The organism is Pseudomonas sp. GW823-FHT05G12, from assembly GCF_058795575.1.
Genome location: NZ_CM179501.1, coordinates 3,490,560 through 3,509,324 on the forward strand (window position 1 = coordinate 3,490,560; position 18,765 = coordinate 3,509,324).

An 18,765-nucleotide genomic window follows, 5' to 3' on the forward strand; every position below is an offset into this window, starting at 1 on the left:
CATGCTTTCGCGAACCGCTTCCGACCTGTACTGGATGTCCCGCTACCTGGAGCGTGCAGAAAACCTCGCACGCATGCTCGAGGTCAGCTACTCGCTATCGCTGATGCCCCAGGCCGGGCGCAGCGACGGCCATGCCGAACTGGCAATGTCGCTGATGGCCTCGGGCATGCTGGACGACTACCTGCGTCGGCACAAGGAACTCGACACCGAGCGCATGCTGCACTTCTTCGCCCTCGACGCCACCAACCCCAGCAGTATCTATTGCTGCCTGCAGGCCGCCAGGACCAATGCCCATGCAGTGCGCGGCCGTATCACCGCCGACATGTGGGAGAACATCAACGCCACCTGGATCGAAATGCGCAACATCGCCAGCAATGGCCTGGGTCGCTATGGCATCAGCCAGTTCTGCGACTGGGTCAAGGAACGATCGCACCTGTTCCGCGGTGCGACCTCCGGCACCATCATGCGCAACGATGCCTACAGCTTCATTCGCCTGGGGACCTTCCTGGAGCGGGCGGACAATACCCTGCGCCTGCTCGATTCGCGCTATGAAATGTTCGGCGAGGCCTCCGAAGAGGTCAGCGACGACTCTGCCCGCGGCTATTACCAATGGAGCGCCCTGCTGCGCGCGCTGACCTCGTACGAGGCCTTCAACGAGCTCTATCGCGCCGCGCCCAGCGCCCGGCCGGTGTCCGAGCTGTTGCTGTTGCGGGTGGACGTGCCGCGCTCGCTGCATGCCTGCATCGAGGAACTGGACCTGATCCTGGCGGGCCTGCCGGGCAGTACCGGGCGTGCCGCCCAGCGCATGGCCGCCGAACTAAACGCGCGCCTGCGCTACACCGCCATCGACGAAATCCTTGATGCCGGGTTGCACCCCTGGCTGAGCGACTTCATCGGCCGCATCAACCAACTGGGCCAGGCCGTCCATCACTCCTACCTGGAGGTTGTATGAAACTGTCCATTCGCCATGACACGACCTATAGCTACGCCAGCGACGTGTGCAACAGTATCCAGTTCCTGCGCCTGACGCCGCGCAGCAGCGAACGCCAGCGTATCAATCAATGGCAACTGGACCTGCCCTGCAAGGTCAAGGGCCAGATCGACCCTTACGGCAACATCCTGCATGTGCTGACACTGGACAAACCCCATGGCCACCTGGCGCTTACCGCACACGGCCAGGTCGAGATCGACCCGGATTGCGAACACGAAACCGAGAGCCAGTCGCCCCTGCCGTTCCTGCGCGGCAGCCACCTGACGCTGGCCGACAACACCCTGACTGCTTTCGCCGTCCGGCAATGTGGCAGTCACCGCGACCGGGCAGCACTGATCGGGCTGATGCAAGGCCTGGCCGAGCACATGCCCTACAGCCCGGGGGCCACGTCAGTGGGCACCACGGCCATCGAAGCCTTCAACGGTGGCGCAGGTGTGTGTCAGGACCACACGCACGCCTTCCTGGCCTGCGCACGCAGCCTGGGGGTACCGGCACGCTATGTGTCCGGCTACCTGTGCACCGAGGACGAACAACACCTGGCCAGCCACGCCTGGGCCGAAGCCTGGGTCGACGATGCCTGGTACAGCTTCGACATTACCAATCGCCTGACCCGGCCAGAGCGTCACCTGAAGCTGGCGGTGGGCCTGGACTACCTCGATGCCTGTCCGGTCAGGGGCGTACGCCGCGGCGGCGGCGCCGAATCGATGCAGGCCAGCGTCCACGTGCATCGCCAGTGACAGGCTGGCGTCAGACCGGTCTTGCCGCGCGAGTGCGGCAAGACCCTTCCACACGCAACACAAGGGAAACCGCATGACTTACTGTGTCGCCATGCACCTGGAGGACGGGCTTGTCTTCATCAGCGACTCACGCACCAATGCCGGCATCGACCAGATCTCCACGTTCACCAAGTTGTTCGTCTTCAGCGTCCCGGGCGAGCGGCTGATCGTGCTGCAGACCGCCGGCAATCTGGCGACCTCGCAGTCGGTGGTAAACCTGCTGCAGCAACGCACCCAGGGCAACGGCCCCCACCTGCTGAACGTTGCCACGCTCTACGATGCAACGGTGCTGGTCGCCGACACCCTGCGCGAGGTGGTCAAAAGAGACCGCAGCAAGCTCACGGCCGATATCGACCTTAGCAGTTCATTCATTGTCGGCGGCCAGATAGCCGGCGGCCCCATGGCCATCTACAACGTGTATGCACAAGGAAATTTCTTCCAGGCCACACCGGACACCCCGTTTCTGCAACTGGGTGAAAGCAAGTACGGCAGGCCAATACTCGACCGCAACCTGGATTACCGCACGCCGCTCGATGAAGCGCTGCGCTGCGGCCTGATTTCGTTCGACTCCACCATCCGCAGCAACCTGTCGGTGGGCATGCCGCTGGACTTGCTGGTGTACCGCAATAACAGCCTGGAAAGCATGACGCGCAAGCGCATTACCAGCGACGATGCCTATTACCAACAGATTCGCAGGCAGTGGAGCGACGGCTTGAAAACCCTGCTGGCCGAACTGCCAGCGCCGCCTTATGGCTGAGTAAGCAAACGGATCAGATCCTTTGCCTGTAGCGGCCCCTTCGCGGGCTTGCCCGCTCCCACAGGTACTGTGCAAGCCTTGAAGGCTGTGATGTCCTGTGGGAACGGGCGAGCTCGCGAAGGGGCCGGTACAGGCAACACCTCAGTAAAGCCAATGTGTAATGTTCGAGACTCCGTGGGTTATCCTGCCCCTTCCCCCTGTCACGAGACTGCTGCTGGCGGCCCACAGACTGCACTGCAGGTGAAATCATGATTCACGGAAAAACCCTGGAAGCCTGGCAACAAAGCCACCCGATCATCGCCGAGCTGGTTGCCCTGAAGCAGACCAGCTGGTTCAACCCTGGTATCGCCAAGGCTGCAGAAGCCCTGCACGATGTGGGCCTGTCGGCTGCCGACGTGCAAGCGGCCAGCGCGCGGCTGCAGCGGTTCGCGCCTTACCTGGCCACCGTGTTCCCCGAAACAGCCGCTGCCGGCGGGGTCATCGAGTCGCCTGTCATCCCGCTGCCACAGCTGCGCCGGGTGCTTGTCGAAGAAGGATCACTGCAGAACGCAGGCAGCCTGTGGCTCAAGGCGGACAGTGACCTGCCCATCTCCGGTTCGATCAAGGCCCGGGGCGGTATCCATGAAGTGCTCAAGCACGCCGAAGACCTGGCCCTGGCGGCCGGATTGATCACGCCAACGGATGACTACACCAAACTGGCGAGCGACCAGGCCCGCGCATTCTTCAGCCAGTACACGATCGCCGTGGGTTCGACCGGCAACCTGGGGCTGTCGATTGGCATCATGAGCGCCAAGCTGGGTTTTAAGGTGAGCGTGCACATGTCGTCAGACGCCCGGCAATGGAAGAAGGACAAGTTGCGGGCCAACGGCGTGACCGTGGTAGAACACGCGTGCGACTACAGCGTAGCGGTCGAGCAGGGTCGCCAGCAGGCAGCCTCAGACCCCAATTGTTATTTTGTCGACGACGAAAACTCCCCACAGCTGTTTCTCGGCTATGCCGTCGCCGCCGAACGGTTGGCGCGGCAATTCGACCAGGCTGGCATCCAGGTGAACGCAGATCACCCGTTGTTCGTGTACCTGCCGTGCGGCGTAGGGGGCGGCCCGGGCGGTGTCGCATTCGGGCTGAAGCTGGTGTTCGGCGATGCGGTGCACTGCATCTTTGCCGAGCCCACCCACTCCCCCTGCATGCTGCTGGGTGTCTACACCGGCCTGCATGATGAAACCTGCGTGCAGGACTTCGGCATCGACAACGTCACCGCCGCAGACGGCCTGGCGGTCGGGCGCCCATCAGGGTTTGTCGGCAAAGCCATGCAGCGGCTGATCGATGGTTACTACACCGTGACCGACGAAGAACTGTACCGTTTGATGGTCATCGCCCATGAGCAGGACAAGGTCAAACTGGAACCTTCTGCCCTGGCCGGCGTACCCGGTATGCTACGGCTGCTGCAAGCCGGCGAGTACCTGGCTCGCCAAGGCTTCACCCCAGCCCGGCTGCAGCAGGCCACCCATCTTGTCTGGGGAACGGGGGGCAGCATGGTGCCGGAAGATGAGTTCAATGCCTATCTGGCAAAAGGGCGCAGCGTGCAGGCAAACGCGTAACCGCGAGCGCCGCTTCGCGGCGCCGTTGCAGTGCCTCAGGCCATCAGCAAGGAATGCCCACCCGCGGCCACACAGGTGCTGGCGTCGCTTTGGCCATATTGCGTTTTCGCGCCCACTGGGTCAGTGCGGCCATCAGGGCAAAGCCAAGCAGGATCATCACCGGATAGGCCAACAGCAACTCGGTCAGCGAATACTTCCAGGCCAGTGGCCGACCGACGCCCAGCATCGCTGCATATAACCAGGAAACACCTGACAGTGCACCAGAAAACAACGCAAACATCCGCACGCCTATATTCAGGTCAAGCAAAGAACCGGCCTTGAGCAAGGCAGGTAATACATAACGATGCAACAACATGCCATTGAAGGTCAGGAGCAAGACAATAATGACCTTGGCGTGAAGTTTGGGATTGGCAAAATAACTCATGCCTTTTTCAAGGTAATCGATACCAATGACCGCGGCACCGGTAAGCCACAGGAATATCAAGGCATTGGCAACGGACGCCTGCAATCGCGCCATGTGCTTACCGTCATGGCTGGCCTGTTGATGCCCCTTCAACAAGTCCCTGACCATCTCGGCATCACTGGTAAATACCAGGCCGATGGCGATACAACAGGCCAGTAAATGAACATAAATGACCGACAACCGCACCAGCTCCATGGATTCTTTCTGCCCGAACAGGCTAATAATTGTATTAAACTCCACGTCGAATTCTCCACGTAATGCATCAGCGCTAGATGGCCTTGCAACAAGCATGCGTACGACTTGATCGCACCGGGAAGACCAAATTCATATCGTTAATTGAAACAGCGAATGGTTACTCAATTGCACACAGTGGCTCAACCGTTGAGCCTCGGTTGGGCATGGCGTTACTCCATCGTCAGAGGTAAAAAAGCCCCGTGTGCATCCCTGCGATTCAGATCAAGTTGAACGTCCATTACGTTCTGGGGAGAGGTGCGAAGTGCGCTGCTTTAAGAACACACTTGCTGGCAAATATGAGCGACCCACTGGCAAATCGTTCATTTCTTGAGCAAAAGCACCGACCAGCGGTATTTAAAGCCGTATTAGTTAGTTTACTAACTTCTTGCAAGCTGACCGAATGGTAAGTTTCAAAGGCCAGTGGATCCAAACTTCGCGACAGGCCATTTAAGTGCTCTATTTCGCCGAGTGGGAACGAGTACCCTATCAATGCACCAGGAGCAACTGGCTCAACACCGCCCGCAGTTTTCCGGGTTTCACAGGTTTGTTCAGTAGCGGCGCCCCTAGCTTCTGCAATCCACGCCGGCACTGATCGCTGCGGTCTGCGGTAATGATCACTGCCGGTATGGCAGCCGCAAAATGCTCACGCAGGTACCTCACCACCTCGCAACCCACTACGCCATGGTCCAGGTGGTAGTCGGCCAGGATCAGTTCCGGGGCTCGCCCCTGCAACGCCAGCAAGGCGCCCTCCTGGTCAGTAGCCGTGACCACTTCGCACCCCCACTGCCCCAACAGCGCGCCCATGCTCTCGAGTATGCTCACTTCGTTGTCCAGTACCAGCAGGCGGCGGCCCGGCAGCGGATCACCGACGCTGGGCAGCGGCACAGCCTGGTGAACAGCCAGCGGCACTTCTTTGCCAAGAGGTACCTCGATGCTGAACACCGAGCCACGCCCTGGCCACGACCGCACCTGGATCCGATAACCGAGTATCTTGGCGATCCGCTCGACGATGGCCAGCCCGAGGCCAACGCCCTTGCGATCCGCTGCACGCCCCACATCCAGCTGATTGAACTCGAGGAATATGTCCTGCAGCCGGTCCTGCGCAATGCCCCGTCCGGTATCCCACACCTCCAGCCGCAAATGACCACCGCGGCGCCTTGCCCCGAGCAGGATCCGCCCCTCCTCGGTATACCGGCAAGCGTTGCTGAGGAAGTTGCGCAGGATGCGTGTGAGCAACCGCAGGTCAGTGCTGATGGCATAGTCGGCTATGCGTGCGTGCAGCTTCAGGCCCGCCGCCTCGGCCACCGGGCTGAACTCCGAGACCAGCGGCGCGAACAGCTCGTCCAGGCGGTACACGGCCACATCCGGCTTTACCGCCGCCTGGTCGAGCCGGGAAATGTCCAGCAGGTCGGTCAGCAGGTCTTCCGCGCCCTCCAGGGCCTGGTGGGTACGCTCCACCAGCACATGCTCGGGCTCTGGCAACGGCCGCTCGCGCAAGGTCGAAATCAGCAAGCGGGCAGCGTTCAACGGTTGCAGCAGGTCATGGCTGGCGGCGGCGAGGTATTTGTCCTTGCTGCGGTTGGCGGCTTCGGCGGCATCGCGCGCCTCCAGCAATTCATCGGTACGCGCAGCGACCCGTTGCTCCAGTTCGTCATTGAGTTGTTGCAGGCGCTGCTGGGCCAGCTTGCGTTCGGTAATGTCGGCGACGAACCCCTCCACCAGCCCTTCATGGCCGGGTTTGAGCAGCAGGTTCATCAGCACATCGAGATGGGTGCCGTCCTTGCGCCGCAGACGGGTTTCGTAGCCGTGCAGGCTGTGCTCACGGGCGAGCACCGCGGTAATGGCCTGCAACTCCTCGGCACCGCCATCAAACAGGTTGGCGGCCAGGTCAGTCAGGGAAAAAAGCACCGCCTGCGGGTCGTCATAGCCGAGCATGCGGGCCAGCGCCGGGTTGGCGGCACGCATGCCGTCCTGAAGGCTGGCCTGGAAAATACCGTGCACGGCGTTTTCGAACAGCCATTTGTAACGGTTGCGTTCGGCTTCCAGTTCGTCCAGGCGGGCGGACAGCTCCGGGTAATGGCTTTTGCGCGCCGAGTGGTCACCCAGCCCCAGCAGCCCGGCCAACGCCCGCTGCTGCTCGTCAGAGGGCCTCGCCATAGACCACCTCGACATCACGCTGGCTGGACGCACGGGGGTTGGTGAGGATGCACGGGTCGTCCATCGCGTGTTGCGACAGGAACGGGATATCGGACGTGCGCACCCCGTGCAGGCCCAGGGTTTCATGGAAGCCGATGGCACGCTTCAGGGCAATCAGGTGCTCCACCAGCCGCCCGCAGATCTGCCGGTGATTGAGACCGCGGCAGTCGATACCGAACACCTCGGCGATCACCTTGAAACGCTCCGGCGCCGAGCTGTAGTTGAACGCCACCACGTGCTCCACCAGCACCGCATTGCACAAGCCATGGGGCAAGTCGAGGAAGCCGCCCAGGCTGTGCGACATGGCGTGCACTGCGCCCAGGATCGCATTGGAGAACGCCAGACCCGCCTGCATGCTGCCGAGCATGATCTTCTCGCGCAGCGCAATATCAGTAGGGTTGGCGATCATCTCCACCAGGTTGCCATTGATCAGGCGCATGGCTTCCAGCGCATGGGGATCGGTCAGCGGTCCGTGGCCGGTAGACACGAAGGCCTCGATGGCATGCACCAACGCATCGATGCCGGTGCAGGCCGACAGGAACGGGTCCATGCTCAGGGTGGTCTGCGGGTCGATCAGCGACACGTCCGGCACCACCGCCTTGCTGACGATGGAGAACTTCATGCGTTCCTGCTGGTTGGAAATGATCACGAACTGCGACACGTCCGCCGAGGTGCCGGCGGTGGTCGGGATCAGGATCAGCGGCGGGCTGGGCACGCGGATCATGTCCACGCCTTCGAATTCGAGGATGCTGCGCCCATGGGCCACCACGATACCGATGGCCTTGCCGCAATCCATCGGGCTGCCGCCACCGACGGCGACGATCACGTCACAGTGGTTCTGCCGATAGATCTCGGCGCCGAGCATCACCTCCTCGACCCGCGGGTTGGGTGACACCGCTGTGTACAGGCAGTAGTCGATACCCTGGGCCTGCAGGCTGGCCTCCACATCCGCCACCCAGCCGGCGGCGATCACGCCAGGGTCGCTGACCACCAGTACCTTGCGCGCACCGAAGGTTTTGGCGTAATTGGCCACATTGTGCCGGCAGCCGGCACCAAAGATGATTTCAGGCGATACGAACTTGCGAAGGGGGCTGAAACTCTGGCTCATCGGTAAGCCTGTTCTTATTGTTCTGGAAGATAACCGCCAGCGTAAAGCATCCCACCACGAAAGCAACCAGACCAAAGCGGGGCTACCGGTCATTCTATCCAGGATTTGGCGCGGGCCACCTCCAGAAACGCCAGTACGTCCTCTTCGAGCCCCGGTACATCGGGGAAGCGTTGTGCCAGGCGGTCGATGACCGTTGCCACGGTACTGTGGCCGTCCAGCAGCTCCAGGACCCAGCCGGCACTGGCGTTGAGCTCGATGATGCCCCCGGCGTACAACAGCACGTGGCAAGCCTTCTGTGGCTCCCAGCCCAGGCGCAAGCCTCGCCCCAAGGCAAGGGCCTGCTGGCGATCGATGAGGTTCACAGGCGCATGCTCCAGGAGGATCCGGCCACCGTGGCGATGGCCGGGCCGTCATCAACGGTTGGCGAAATACATCGTCACTTCGAAGCCAATGCGCAGGTCGGTATAGGCGGGTTTAGTCCACATAGGGCAAGTCCTCTTCTTGTGCCGGAGGATTCCGGTAGAAGCATTAATGCACGGGTGCGGACCGGACCGAATGCTACTTTGGAACGAACTTGCGGGGTGCGTTGGTACGGGTAGCCCATGCATGTGCCGGCCCTTTTGCGGGCTCGCCCGCACCCACAGGTTCTTCACCGGTTCTGGAACCAGCGGTGAACCTGTGGGAGCGGGCGAGCCCGCGAAGGCCGCGACGCGGTCTAGAAGAAGCCCAGCGGATTGATGTCGTAGCTCACCAGCAGGTTCTTGGTCTGCTGATAATGGTCAAGCATCATCTTGTGGGTCTCACGGCCAACACCGGACTTCTTGTACCCCCCGAACGCCGCATGCGCCGGGTACAAGTGGTAGCAGTTGGTCCACACTCGCCCGGCCTTGATCCCGCGGCCCATGCGGTAGGCACGGTTGATGTCGCGGGTCCACAGGCCGGCGCCCAGGCCGAATTCACTGTCGTTGGCGATCGCCAGCGCTTCGGCTTCGTCCTTGAAGGTGGTCACGCCCACCACCGGCCCGAAGATTTCTTCCTGGAACACGCGCATCTTGTTGTTGCCCTTGAGCAGCGTTGGCTGAATGTAGTAACCGCTGGCCAGGTCACCCTGCAGCCGCTCGGCACCACCGCCGGTGAGCAGCTGCGCGCCCTCTTCCCGGGCAATCTCCAGGTACGAAAGGATCTTGTCGTACTGTTGCTCGGACGCCTGGGCACCCACCATGGTTTCGGTATCCAGCGGGTTGCCGCGGGTGATCTTGGCGATCTTCTTCATCACCTCGGCCATGAACGGTTCGTAGATCGACTCCTGGATCAGCGCCCGTGACGGGCAGGTGCATACCTCGCCCTGGTTGAAGAACGCCAGCACCAGGCCTTCGGCAGCCTTCTCGATGAACGCCGGCTCGGCCTGCATGATGTCTTCGAAGAAAATGTTCGGCGACTTGCCGCCCAGTTCGACGGTGGACGGGATGATGTTCTCGGCCGCGCACTTCATGATGTGCGAGCCCACCGGGGTGGACCCAGTGAAAGCGATCTTGGCAATGCGCTTGCTGGTGGCCAGCGCCTCGCCGGCCTCACGGCCAAAGCCCTGGACGATGTTCAGTACGCCTGCCGGCAACAGGTCGGCGATCAGTTCGGCAAAGACGGTAATCGACAGCGGCGTCTGCTCCGCGGGCTTGAGCACCACGCAGTTGCCAGCGGCCAAGGCCGGGGCAAGCTTCCAGGCGGCCATCAGCAGCGGGAAGTTCCACGGGATGATCTGCCCCACCACACCCAGCGGCTCGTGGATGTGATAAGCCACGGTGCCTTCGTTGATCTCGCCTACGCCACCCTCCTGGGCGCGGATGCAACCGGCAAAATAGCGAAAGTGGTCCGCTGCCAGCGGCACGTCGGCATTCAAGGTTTCGCGTATGGCCTTGCCGTTGTCCCAGCTTTCGGTAACCGCCAGCACTTCCAGGTTCTGTTCGATGCGGTCGGCAATTTTCAGCAGTACCCGCGCACGGTCTTGCACCGAGGTCTTGCCCCAGGCTTCGGCGGCGGCATGCGCGGCGTCCAGGGCGCGCTCGACGTCCTGGGCCGTGGAGCGCGGGAATTCGGCAATCGGCTGGCCATTGACCGGCGAGCTGTTGGTGAAGTACTGGCCAGCCAACGGCTGCACGAACTCGCCACCGATGAAGTTGCCATAACGGGGTTTGAAGGATACGACGGCGCCTGGAGTTCCGGGTTGTGCGTAGATCATGCTGAGCCTCTGCGGGTCGGTGCCTGTCCCACGACAGGCGATGCACCGATGGTAAGAAGCCCCGCGTGCCGGGCGAATGCATCGTTGGCAGCGGGGCTCTCGTCATTTGGTAGTAGGGCCGCTTGCCAGCAGATCAGCGGCAGCAAGCGGCAGTAGGCAGGCGTTATGGCTTGGCGCTTGCCGTTTGCTGCAACTGCTTGGGCAACTTGAAGGTCCAGAGCATGCCGCCCTGGTTGAAGTCCTTGACCCGTTTGGCCACTTCGCCGCCCCACAGCGGCACCGCGCCGCCCCAGCCGGAGACCACCGAAACGTATTGCTCGCCGTCCATTTCCCAGGTGACGGGCGAGCCAAGCACGCCTGAGCCGGTCTGGAATTCCCAGACCTTGTCGCCGGTCTTGGCGTTGAATGCCTGCAGGAAGCCCTCTGGCGTGCCCGTGAACACCAGGTTGCCCTTGGTGGTCAGCACACCGCCCCACAGCGGCGCGTAATTCTTGTGGCGCCACACTTCCTTGCCGCTGACCGGGTCAATGGCGCGCAGCACGCCGATGTAGTCTTCGTTGAGCGGCTTGATGGTGAAACCGGCGCCGAGGAACGCCGCACCTTTCTTGTAGGCGATACCCTCGTTCCAGATGTCCATGCCCCACTCGTTGGACGGCACGTAGAACAGCCCTGTGTCCTTGTTGTAGGCCATCGGCATCCAGTTCTTGGCGCCGAGGAAGGCCGGCGCGACGAACACCGAGCTGCCCTTGGCCTCGCTGCCGGGTGCGCCCGGGCGGCTGGCGTCGTTGTAGATCGGCCGGCCGTCCTTGTCCAGGCCAGTGGCCCAGGTGATCTTGTCAACGAAGGGGAAGCCGCGGATGAACTTGCCGTTGGTGCGATCGAGCACGTAGAAGAAACCGTTGCGGTCGGCCGTGGCGGCAGCCTTGATCTCCTTGCCGCCGTCCTTGTAGTTGAACGAGATCAGCTCGTTGACGCCGTCGAAGTCCCAGCCGTCATGCGGCGTGCTCTGGAAGTGCCATTTGATGGTGCCGTCGTCCGGGTTCAGCGCCAGGCGTGAGGAGGAGTACAGGTTGTCACCGGGGCGCAGGTGCGAGTTCCACGGTGCCGGGTTGCCGGTACCGAACAGGATCAGGTTGGTTTCCGGGTCGTAGTAACCGCCCAACCAAGGCGCAGCGCCGCCGGTCTTCCACAGGTCGCCAGGCCAGGTCTTGCCCGCCTCACCGCCGGAAATACCGTTCTCGATCGCCTTGCCGTCCTTGTACACATAGCCCATGTGCCCTTCCACGGTGGGGCGCATCCACAGCAGCTCGCCGTTTTCCGGGTTGTAGGCCTGGATCTTGCCCACCACGCCGAACTCGCCGCCGGCAACGCCTGTGATCAGCTTGCCATTGACGATCATCGGCGCGGCGCTGATGGAGTAGCCTTCTTTGTGGTCGGCGACCTTCTTGCTCCAGACCACCTTGCCGGTGTCCTTGTTCAGGGCCACCAGCTTGGCGTCCAGCGTGCCGAAGAACACCAGGTTGCCGTACAGCGCGACGCCGCGGTTGATCACGTCGCAGCAAGGGCGGATGTCATCCGGCAGACGTGCATCGTATTGCCACAGTTTCTTGCCGGTGCGGGCATCCACGGCGAACACCCGCGAGTAGGAGCCGGTCAGGTACATCACCCCGTCCTTGATCAGCGGTTGGGCCTGCTGGCCGCGCTGCTTCTCCCCACCGAAGGAGAACGCCCAGACCGGGCGCAGCTCCTTGACATTATTGACGTTGAGCAGGTCCAGCGGGCTGTAGCGCTGGCCCTGCACGCCCAGGCCATTGGTCACGATCTGCTGCGGGTTCTTCGGGTCCTGGAGGATTTCTTCATTGCTGACAGCGGCGTGAGCCGCGCCGGCAAGCAGCATGGCGCTGAGCACCAGGCTCACGGCGAACAAGGGGCGACGTGGGGATCGGGTCATGACGGCTACCTTTGGTTTTTTTGTTGTGCCCGGGAAAATTTCCCGGTGTGTCGGGAATTCTTGGTCCCGACCCGATTGCCAACAATTGCTCGCAGTGCGGAGTTTTCTAGTTCCTTGGTAGCGGCCTGAGCGATGGGTGGGCGGCACGGGGGCTGACAGGCACAAAAAATGTCATGGCAAGCGCTGCAACTGCTGGCGCTCGTAACGCGGGTACAGGTGGCTGACACTGCGGATCAGCTCATAACGCGTCAGGCTTATCCCGGCAAACCGTTCGGGAATGGGGCTGCGGATCATCTCGGCCATGTCGTCACCGCGCGCCGCGCCATCGCGCATCAGGCCATCGAGCCAGCCCAGGTAGTCACGCATCTGCACGAACGGCTGCGCATCACTGGCCAACGGGCCATGCCCGGGTACAAGCTGTTTCCAGGGCAGTGCCTGCAGGGTATCCAGGTCCTTGAGCCACACGTCCAGCCCCGGGCTGTTGGGCGTGGTCAGGGCGCGTTGGTAGAACACCAGGTCGCCAGCAAACAGCACGCCGGTCTTTTCATCGAAAATCGCCAGGTCGGCACCCGTATGCCCGCCCAGCCCCAGCAACCTCAGGCGGTGCCCGCCCACCTCATGCACCCCCGGCTGCAGCACCCGGGTCGGCAGCACCACCTCGGTACCACGCATCCAGTCGCCGACCAGGCGATACATGTTCTCGGCCATGGCATCGCCTTGCTGGCGCAGCAGGTCGCGGGTGCCGGCCAGGGCACCGATCGGCACATCGGCAAAGGCCTGGTTGCCCAGCACATGGTCCGGATGATGATGGGTCAGCAGCACCTCCACTACCGGCTTGTCGGTGAGGGTGGCAATTACCTTGCGCAATGCCTCGCCATAGCCCTTCGACGGCCCGCTGTCGATCACCACCACACCGCTGTCGGTGACGATGAACGCGGTGTTGACCACATTGCCGCCATTGGCCTTGGCGAAATTGTCGGTGCTGCCTTCGAGCAACCAGGTGCCCTCGGCGATCTGCCGGGGGGTGAGCCGGTACGCCAGATCAGCCTGGGCCGGCAGCCCCAGGCACAGCAGCAACAGCAGGATCCAACGCATGACGGTGCCTCGGGTCAGGGTGAAATCAGACAACGCGCTCAGGGCAGCGCCGCCTCGAACTGGTTGCCGCTGTTGTCCTGCAACAGCAGCCGTGTTGGCCCAGGGCCCTGAATGTCAAAGCCCAGGTTGGGGTTTTCGCTGACCGCCGGGTACAGTTCCAGGCTGGCCAGGCGCTGGCCATCTGCACCTTGCAACTCGGCATGATTGAGAAAGAATTCAGGAATGCCGCTGACCAGGCCGTTATCCATCGGGTGGGCCACCTGCAGGCGCAGGCGGCTGCTGTCGCCACGCGGGTAGCGCCCGCCCAGCACCTCACCGAGATGCTCCTCCCAGCCGGGCTGGGTGCGCACCACGCTGGGTGCGGTACAACCGCCGCCGGCAGCATCGATCAGGGTCGAACCGACGTGCCACAGGCCATCGCGTGTCAGTACGGCGGCGCGCAACGGTGTGGCCTGTTCGATGCGGATGCGGATCGACAACCAGGGCAACACGCGCTCGCCGGGCTGAAAGTCGACGATGCGCGGCAGAGGGTTCAGCTCTGCCCAGGCGATAATCCGCACCACCTCGCCCGTGAACGCCCGGGCGTCGATTTCCAGCGGTACCTGCCGTGCATCCTCGGCAAAGGGCGGCGCCAGAAGCTTCACACGGTCATCGAACACGAACGCCGCCTGCCCCAGCAACTGCTTGTGGTAGAAGTCCCACATCACGGAAGGCACCGGGTCTGTGTGGGTGCCTTGTGTCGCAGCCTGGGCGGCCCAGGGCATCCAGCAGGCCAGCAGGAAAGTTGCTCGCCAGTTCATGGCCACTCCTATTGATACATCTCCGGGACCTCGTAACGCAGGCCGTATGCGGCATACATCGCCTTGAGCCGGCCATCGCGAATCATCGCTTCCATGGCCTCCTCCACGGCATAGGCCAGCTGCCGGTTGCTTTCATGCACGGCCATGCCGATTTCCCAGGCCTGTTTGCCAAGGTTCGGGTAGGCGTTTTCTGCCAAGGCCAGTTGCGGGTCGGCGGCCTGGTGCAGCTGCCAGTCAACCTCGCCGCGCATCGCCATCACTGCGTCCACCTGGCCGGCCTGCATGGCAGCGAAAGCTTGCTGCACGCTGGGGTAATGGTGGGTCCTGGCGCTGAGCATGCCGTTGAACACCGATGTCAGGTAGAACGACGGCACGCTGTCCACCTCGACCCCGATAGGATGCTGCTGGAATACCGCGACACTGGCCACCGAGGCCAGGCGACGGCGATCGTAGGCCACCTGCCAACGCTCCTGCTGATAGGGGCCGAACATGACCACCTGGGCGTTTTCCAGCTCCCCCAGCTCGTTGCGCCGCTGCGCGTAGGCGCGATCGTAAGGCACCCGCATCATCAGGTCGGCCAATTGCTGATGACGCAGCGGGCTGCCACGCCAGATGTAGTCGCGCAGGTCATCGTCGAGCTTTTCTCCGGGTGGCGCCCAGATCAGTTGCAGGCGTACCCCCAAGGCCGTGGCCAGGGCCTGCGCCAGCTCCACATCGACACCACGCGGCTGGCCGTGGTCCTGAAAACTGTAGGGGGCGAAATCCTTGTACACCGCCACCTTGAGCTCGCCGGCGGCGATGATCGCGTCATAGTTGCGCACCTGCGCCTGGGCCGCCGCGCACCACAGCAGCAGGCCACTCAACAGCACCGCCCACAGACGCATGGCCGTCACTCCTCGACGTGCACGCTGTCCAGGTAGGTGCGCACCGCCCACAGGGCTTCCTGGCTGAGGTAATCGGCCATCTTCGGCATGTACACGCGGCCGTCGCGAACCGCGCCGTGGCGGACCCGCTCGACGAACCATTCATCGCCGGCATCACCCGCGTCGAGCATGCGCAAGTCAGGCGCGATACCACCGGACTTGGCCTCCAGGCCATGACAGGCAGCGCAGTTCTGGTTGTAAGCCGAGGCGCCGATTTCCACGGCCTTGTCGTGCTCGGGCGAGCTGCGGTACGGGTTGACCGCGGCCCAGCCGTCGCCGTCCAGGCTCACGCCAGTGTCCTTGATCGGGGTCAGGCCCTTGGTCTCCACTGCCTGGGGCACCACGTTGCCATGGGCCCAGGCTGTACCGGTCAGCACGGCTGCGGCCAGCAACCCAGCAGCAAGCAACACATTGCATTTTGTTGTCATTGTTATGCCCTCACCATTGCACACAAAGCCTCAACCACAGAGGCCGTGCCGCCATCTTAGAAACAGCCCGCGGGCGGCCGAATGCTGCTTTGGTGGCCGGGCCTTAATCCCTTGGTAGTAGGGCTTGTGGCGAAGGGCCAATTGAGGTGCCGCGCGGGAACTATTCCCGGCAAGGGCGGGACTTTTTCCGTATCCCGTGACAGCCGCTGCGCCCCACCCTGTGCAGGCCAAAACCTCCACTGGGAACTGCAACCATGACAATAAGATCGCTACCCGCCCTTTCCCCGCTGGCCCTGAGCATGCGCGTCCTGCTGATGGCCGGTAGCCTGGCCCTGGGCAATGTGGCAACAGCGGCGAGCACACCCGCTGCACCTGCCGGCAAGAACGTCACCTGGGAAGACATCGCCAATGACCACCTGACCACCCAGGACGTGCTGCAGTACGGCATGGGCACCAATGCCCAGCGCTGGAGCCCGCTGGCCCAAGTCAATGACAAGAACGTGTTCAAGCTGACCCCGGCCTGGTCCTACTCCTTCGGCGACGAGAAGCAGCGCGGCCAGGAATCCCAGGCCATCGTCAGCGATGGCGTGGTCTACGTCACCGGCTCGTACTCGCGGGTATTCGCCCTCGATGCCAAGACCGGCAAACGCCTGTGGACCTACAACCACCGCCTGCCCGACAACATTCGTCCCTGCTGCGACGTGGTCAACCGCGGCGCGGCGATCTACGGTGACAAGATCTACTTCGGCACCCTCGATGCGCGAGTCATCGCCCTCGACAAGCGCACCGGCAAAGTGGTGTGGAACAAGAAGTTCGGCGACCACGGCGCCGGCTACACCATGACCGGTGCGCCAGTGCTGATCAAGGACAAGACCAGCGGCAAGGTGCTGCTGATCCACGGTAGCTCCGGCGATGAATTCGGCGTGGTCGGCCAGCTGTTCGCGCGCGACCCGGACACCGGCGAAGAAGTGTGGATGCGGCCCTTCGTCGAGGGCCACATGGGCCGCCTGAACGGCAAGGACAGCACCCCGACCGGTGACGTCAAGGCGCCGTCCTGGCCAGACGACCCTACCACCGAAACCGGCAAGGTCGAAGCCTGGAGCCACGGCGGCGGTGCCCCTTGGCAAAGCGCGAGCTTCGACCCCGAAACCAACACCATCATTGTCGGCGCTGGCAACCCCGGCCCTTGGAATACCTGGGCGCGCACGTCGAAGGACGGCAACCCGCATGACTTCGACAGCCTGTACACCTCCGGCCAGGTCGGTGTCGACCCGAGCACCGGCGAGGTCAAGTGGTTCTACCAGCACACCCCCAACGATGCCTGGGACTTCTCCGGCAACAACGAACTGGTGCTGTTCGACTACAAGGACAAGAACGGCAACGTGGTCAAGGCCACCGCCCACGCCGACCGCAACGGTTTCTTCTATGTGGTTGACCGGAACAACGGCAAGCTGCAGAACGCTTTCCCCTTCGTCGACAACATCACCTGGGCCAGCCATATCGACCTGAAGACCGGGCGCCCGGTGGAAAACCCCGGCCAACGCCCGGCCAAGCCGCTGCCGGGTGAAACCAAGGGCAAGCCGGTGGAAGTCTCGCCACCGTTCCTGGGCGGCAAGAACTGGAACCCCATGGCCTACAGCCAGGACACCGGGCTGTTCTACATCCCCGGCAACCAGTGGAAAGAGGAATACTGGACCGAGGAAGTGAACTACAAGAAGGGCTCGGCTTATCTGGGCATGGGCTTCCGTATCAAGCGCATGTACGACGACCACGTCGGCACGTTGCGCGCCATGGACCCGACCACCGGCAAGCTGGTCTGGGAACACAAGGAGCACCTGCCGTTATGGGCCGGGGTGTTGGCGACCAAGGGCAACCTGGTGTTCACCGGCACGGGCGACGGCTTCTTCAAGGCCTTCGACGCCAAGACGGGCAAAGAGCTGTGGAAGTTCCAGACCGGCAGCGGCATCGTCTCGCCGCCCATCACCTGGGAGCAGGACGGCGAGCAGTACATCGGCGTGACCGTGGGCTACGGCGGTGCAGTACCGCTGTGGGGCGGCGACATGGCCGAGCTGACCAAACCGGTGGCTCAGGGTGGTTCGTTCTGGGTGTTCAAGATCCCGAGCTGGGACAACAAGACTGCACAGCGTTGACCTGCAGCGGGGAGCGGCCTGCGCCCCTCCCCGTTTCTGCCCTTCTCCTGCCCAGAGGCTTTTGCCATGAATTACCTGCCCTTTACCTTGCTGCTGGCGCTATCCCCTGCCTTGGCAGTGAGCGCCGACGACGCCGGCAACGATACCCCCTTGACCATCAACGGCTGTGTGATTGCCGAAGCCAGCCAGTGCCCGGGGGCCAACCTGCGCGGCGCCAACCTGGCCAACCAGGACCTGCGCAAGATGAACCTGGCCGGTGCCGACCTGCGCGATGCCGACCTGCGTCATGCCCAGCTGGACCTGGCAAATCTGGAAAAAGCCCGCCTGCAAGGTGCCAACCTGACCCGCGCCAGCCTGCAACAGAGCAATCTGCGCCTGGCTGACCTGAGCAACAGCAGGCTGGTGGCCATTCAAGGCTGGGGCTTGTTCGCCCAGGGTGCACAGTTTGAAAAGGCGGACCTGCGCGCAGCCTACCTGCAGTTCGCCAGGCTGTCCGGGGCAAAGCTGCAGCAGGCCAACTTGCAGGCGGCGGACCTGGAGATGGCCTGGTTGAGCAAGGCCGACCTGCAAGCGGCCAACCTGGGCGATGCCAACCTGCAGGAGGCCAAGTTTGGCCAGAGCAACCTGGCACACGCCGATTTGCGCGGGGCGCGGCAGCATTACGGGAATTTTCAGGAGGCCAACATGGAGGGGTGCAAGGGGTGCCCTGAGACCTGGGACAAATGAGGCCTGTAGGAGCGGGTTTACCCGCGAAAGGGCCGGGCCTGCTGGCCAATCTCCACCCGCCGTTCACCGTTGCCGCCGCCACCGTATTCGCGGGTAAACCCGCTCCTACACACACAGATCGGTGGTGGACACACATCGACGGTTGGACACAGCCCGTCGTGTAGGAGCGGGTTCACCCGCGAAAGGGCCGGGCCTGCTGGCCAATCTCCACCCGCCGTTCACCGTTGCCGCCGCTACCGTATTCGCGGGTAAACCCGCTCCTACACACACAGATCGGTGGTGGACACATGTCGGGGGGGACACATTCCGTGGTGCGCGGTGGGCTGCGACGCT

At 62.9% G+C, this 18,765-nt stretch carries 17 protein-coding genes; 6 read left to right on the forward strand and 11 right to left on the reverse strand.

The window, feature by feature from the left end; genetic code table 11:
• The first annotated feature begins 1 nt into the window (after position 1).
• From AC3RCM_RS15945 to dsdA, 4 genes are all read left to right on the forward strand, one after another.
• Positions 2-952, forward strand: a complete 951-nt coding sequence (locus tag AC3RCM_RS15945) for an alpha-E domain-containing protein (RefSeq protein ID WP_003254074.1) — start codon at positions 2-4, stop codon at positions 950-952.
• Complete coding sequence (locus AC3RCM_RS15950; RefSeq protein ID WP_020189941.1) at positions 949-1,728, forward strand: transglutaminase family protein; 780 nt, start codon at positions 949-951, stop codon at positions 1,726-1,728. The genes AC3RCM_RS15945 and AC3RCM_RS15950 overlap by 4 nt, the downstream gene beginning before the upstream one ends.
• 73 nt (positions 1,729-1,801) lie before the next feature.
• Positions 1,802-2,524: a proteasome-type protease gene (locus AC3RCM_RS15955; protein ID WP_014756324.1), complete on the forward strand. Its 723-nt coding sequence runs from the start codon at positions 1,802-1,804 to the stop codon at positions 2,522-2,524.
• Positions 2,525-2,772: 248 nt separating this feature from the next.
• Positions 2,773-4,122: a D-serine ammonia-lyase gene (gene dsdA / locus AC3RCM_RS15960; RefSeq protein WP_336087989.1), complete on the forward strand. Its 1,350-nt coding sequence runs from the start codon at positions 2,773-2,775 to the stop codon at positions 4,120-4,122.
• 43 nt (positions 4,123-4,165) lie between these two features.
• On the opposite strand, the gene AC3RCM_RS15965 is transcribed toward dsdA, so the two are convergent.
• The 11 genes from AC3RCM_RS15965 to pedF form a co-directional block, all read right to left on the reverse strand.
• The gene (locus AC3RCM_RS15965; protein ID WP_064490945.1) at positions 4,166-4,780 is read right to left on the reverse strand and encodes a hypothetical protein; all 615 of its coding nucleotides are present in this window, start codon (positions 4,778-4,780) and stop codon (positions 4,166-4,168) included.
• 525 nt (positions 4,781-5,305) lie between these two features.
• Complete coding sequence (locus AC3RCM_RS15970; RefSeq protein ID WP_198747235.1) at positions 5,306-6,976, reverse strand: PAS domain-containing hybrid sensor histidine kinase/response regulator; 1,671 nt, start codon at positions 6,974-6,976, stop codon at positions 5,306-5,308.
• Positions 6,960-8,123: an alcohol dehydrogenase-like regulatory protein ErcA gene (ercA, locus tag AC3RCM_RS15975; RefSeq protein ID WP_004576476.1), complete on the reverse strand. Its 1,164-nt coding sequence runs from the start codon at positions 8,121-8,123 to the stop codon at positions 6,960-6,962. The genes AC3RCM_RS15970 and ercA overlap by 17 nt, the downstream gene beginning before the upstream one ends.
• Positions 8,124-8,212: 89 nt before the next feature.
• Complete coding sequence (gene pqqD / locus AC3RCM_RS15980) at positions 8,213-8,485, reverse strand: pyrroloquinoline quinone biosynthesis peptide chaperone PqqD (RefSeq protein ID WP_064490943.1); 273 nt, start codon at positions 8,483-8,485, stop codon at positions 8,213-8,215.
• A gap of 51 nt (positions 8,486-8,536) precedes the next feature.
• Positions 8,537-8,608 carry a pyrroloquinoline quinone precursor peptide PqqA gene (gene pqqA / locus AC3RCM_RS15985; RefSeq protein WP_003243383.1) on the reverse strand — a complete coding sequence of 24 codons (72 nt, stop codon included), beginning with the start codon at positions 8,606-8,608 and terminating at the stop codon, positions 8,537-8,539.
• Between the two features lie 230 nt (positions 8,609-8,838).
• Positions 8,839-10,359 carry an acetaldehyde dehydrogenase ExaC gene (gene exaC, locus AC3RCM_RS15990; RefSeq protein ID WP_003254088.1) on the reverse strand — a complete coding sequence of 507 codons (1,521 nt, stop codon included), beginning with the start codon at positions 10,357-10,359 and terminating at the stop codon, positions 8,839-8,841.
• 163 nt (positions 10,360-10,522) lie between these two features.
• Positions 10,523-12,310 carry a PQQ-dependent alcohol dehydrogenase PedH gene (pedH, locus tag AC3RCM_RS15995; protein WP_064490942.1) on the reverse strand — a complete coding sequence of 596 codons (1,788 nt, stop codon included), beginning with the start codon at positions 12,308-12,310 and terminating at the stop codon, positions 10,523-10,525.
• A 171-nt stretch (positions 12,311-12,481) separates the two neighbouring features.
• Positions 12,482-13,405 (reverse strand): quinoprotein relay system zinc metallohydrolase 1, encoded by a 924-nt coding sequence (locus AC3RCM_RS16000; RefSeq protein ID WP_409263266.1) that lies wholly within the window; start codon positions 13,403-13,405, stop codon positions 12,482-12,484.
• A gap of 38 nt (positions 13,406-13,443) precedes the next feature.
• Positions 13,444-14,205: a quinoprotein dehydrogenase-associated SoxYZ-like carrier gene (locus tag AC3RCM_RS16005; RefSeq protein WP_003254091.1), complete on the reverse strand. Its 762-nt coding sequence runs from the start codon at positions 14,203-14,205 to the stop codon at positions 13,444-13,446.
• 8 nt (positions 14,206-14,213) lie between these two features.
• Entirely contained in the window at positions 14,214-15,089 is an 876-nt protein-coding gene (locus AC3RCM_RS16010) for a substrate-binding periplasmic protein (RefSeq protein WP_064490940.1), read from the reverse strand.
• A gap of 5 nt (positions 15,090-15,094) precedes the next feature.
• The gene (pedF, locus tag AC3RCM_RS16015; protein WP_010953594.1) at positions 15,095-15,556 is read right to left on the reverse strand and encodes a cytochrome c-550 PedF; all 462 of its coding nucleotides are present in this window, start codon (positions 15,554-15,556) and stop codon (positions 15,095-15,097) included.
• 254 nt (positions 15,557-15,810) lie between these two features.
• Here pedF and exaA point away from each other — a divergent pair, with 254 nt between their 5' ends.
• Positions 15,811-17,706, forward strand: coding sequence for a quinoprotein ethanol dehydrogenase (gene exaA, locus AC3RCM_RS16020; protein ID WP_198747233.1), 1,896 nt, complete (start codon positions 15,811-15,813; stop codon positions 17,704-17,706).
• Between the two features lie 66 nt (positions 17,707-17,772).
• Positions 17,773-18,432: a pentapeptide repeat-containing protein gene (locus AC3RCM_RS16025; RefSeq protein WP_003254096.1), complete on the forward strand. Its 660-nt coding sequence runs from the start codon at positions 17,773-17,775 to the stop codon at positions 18,430-18,432.
• The last annotated feature ends 333 nt before the right edge of the window (positions 18,433-18,765 follow it).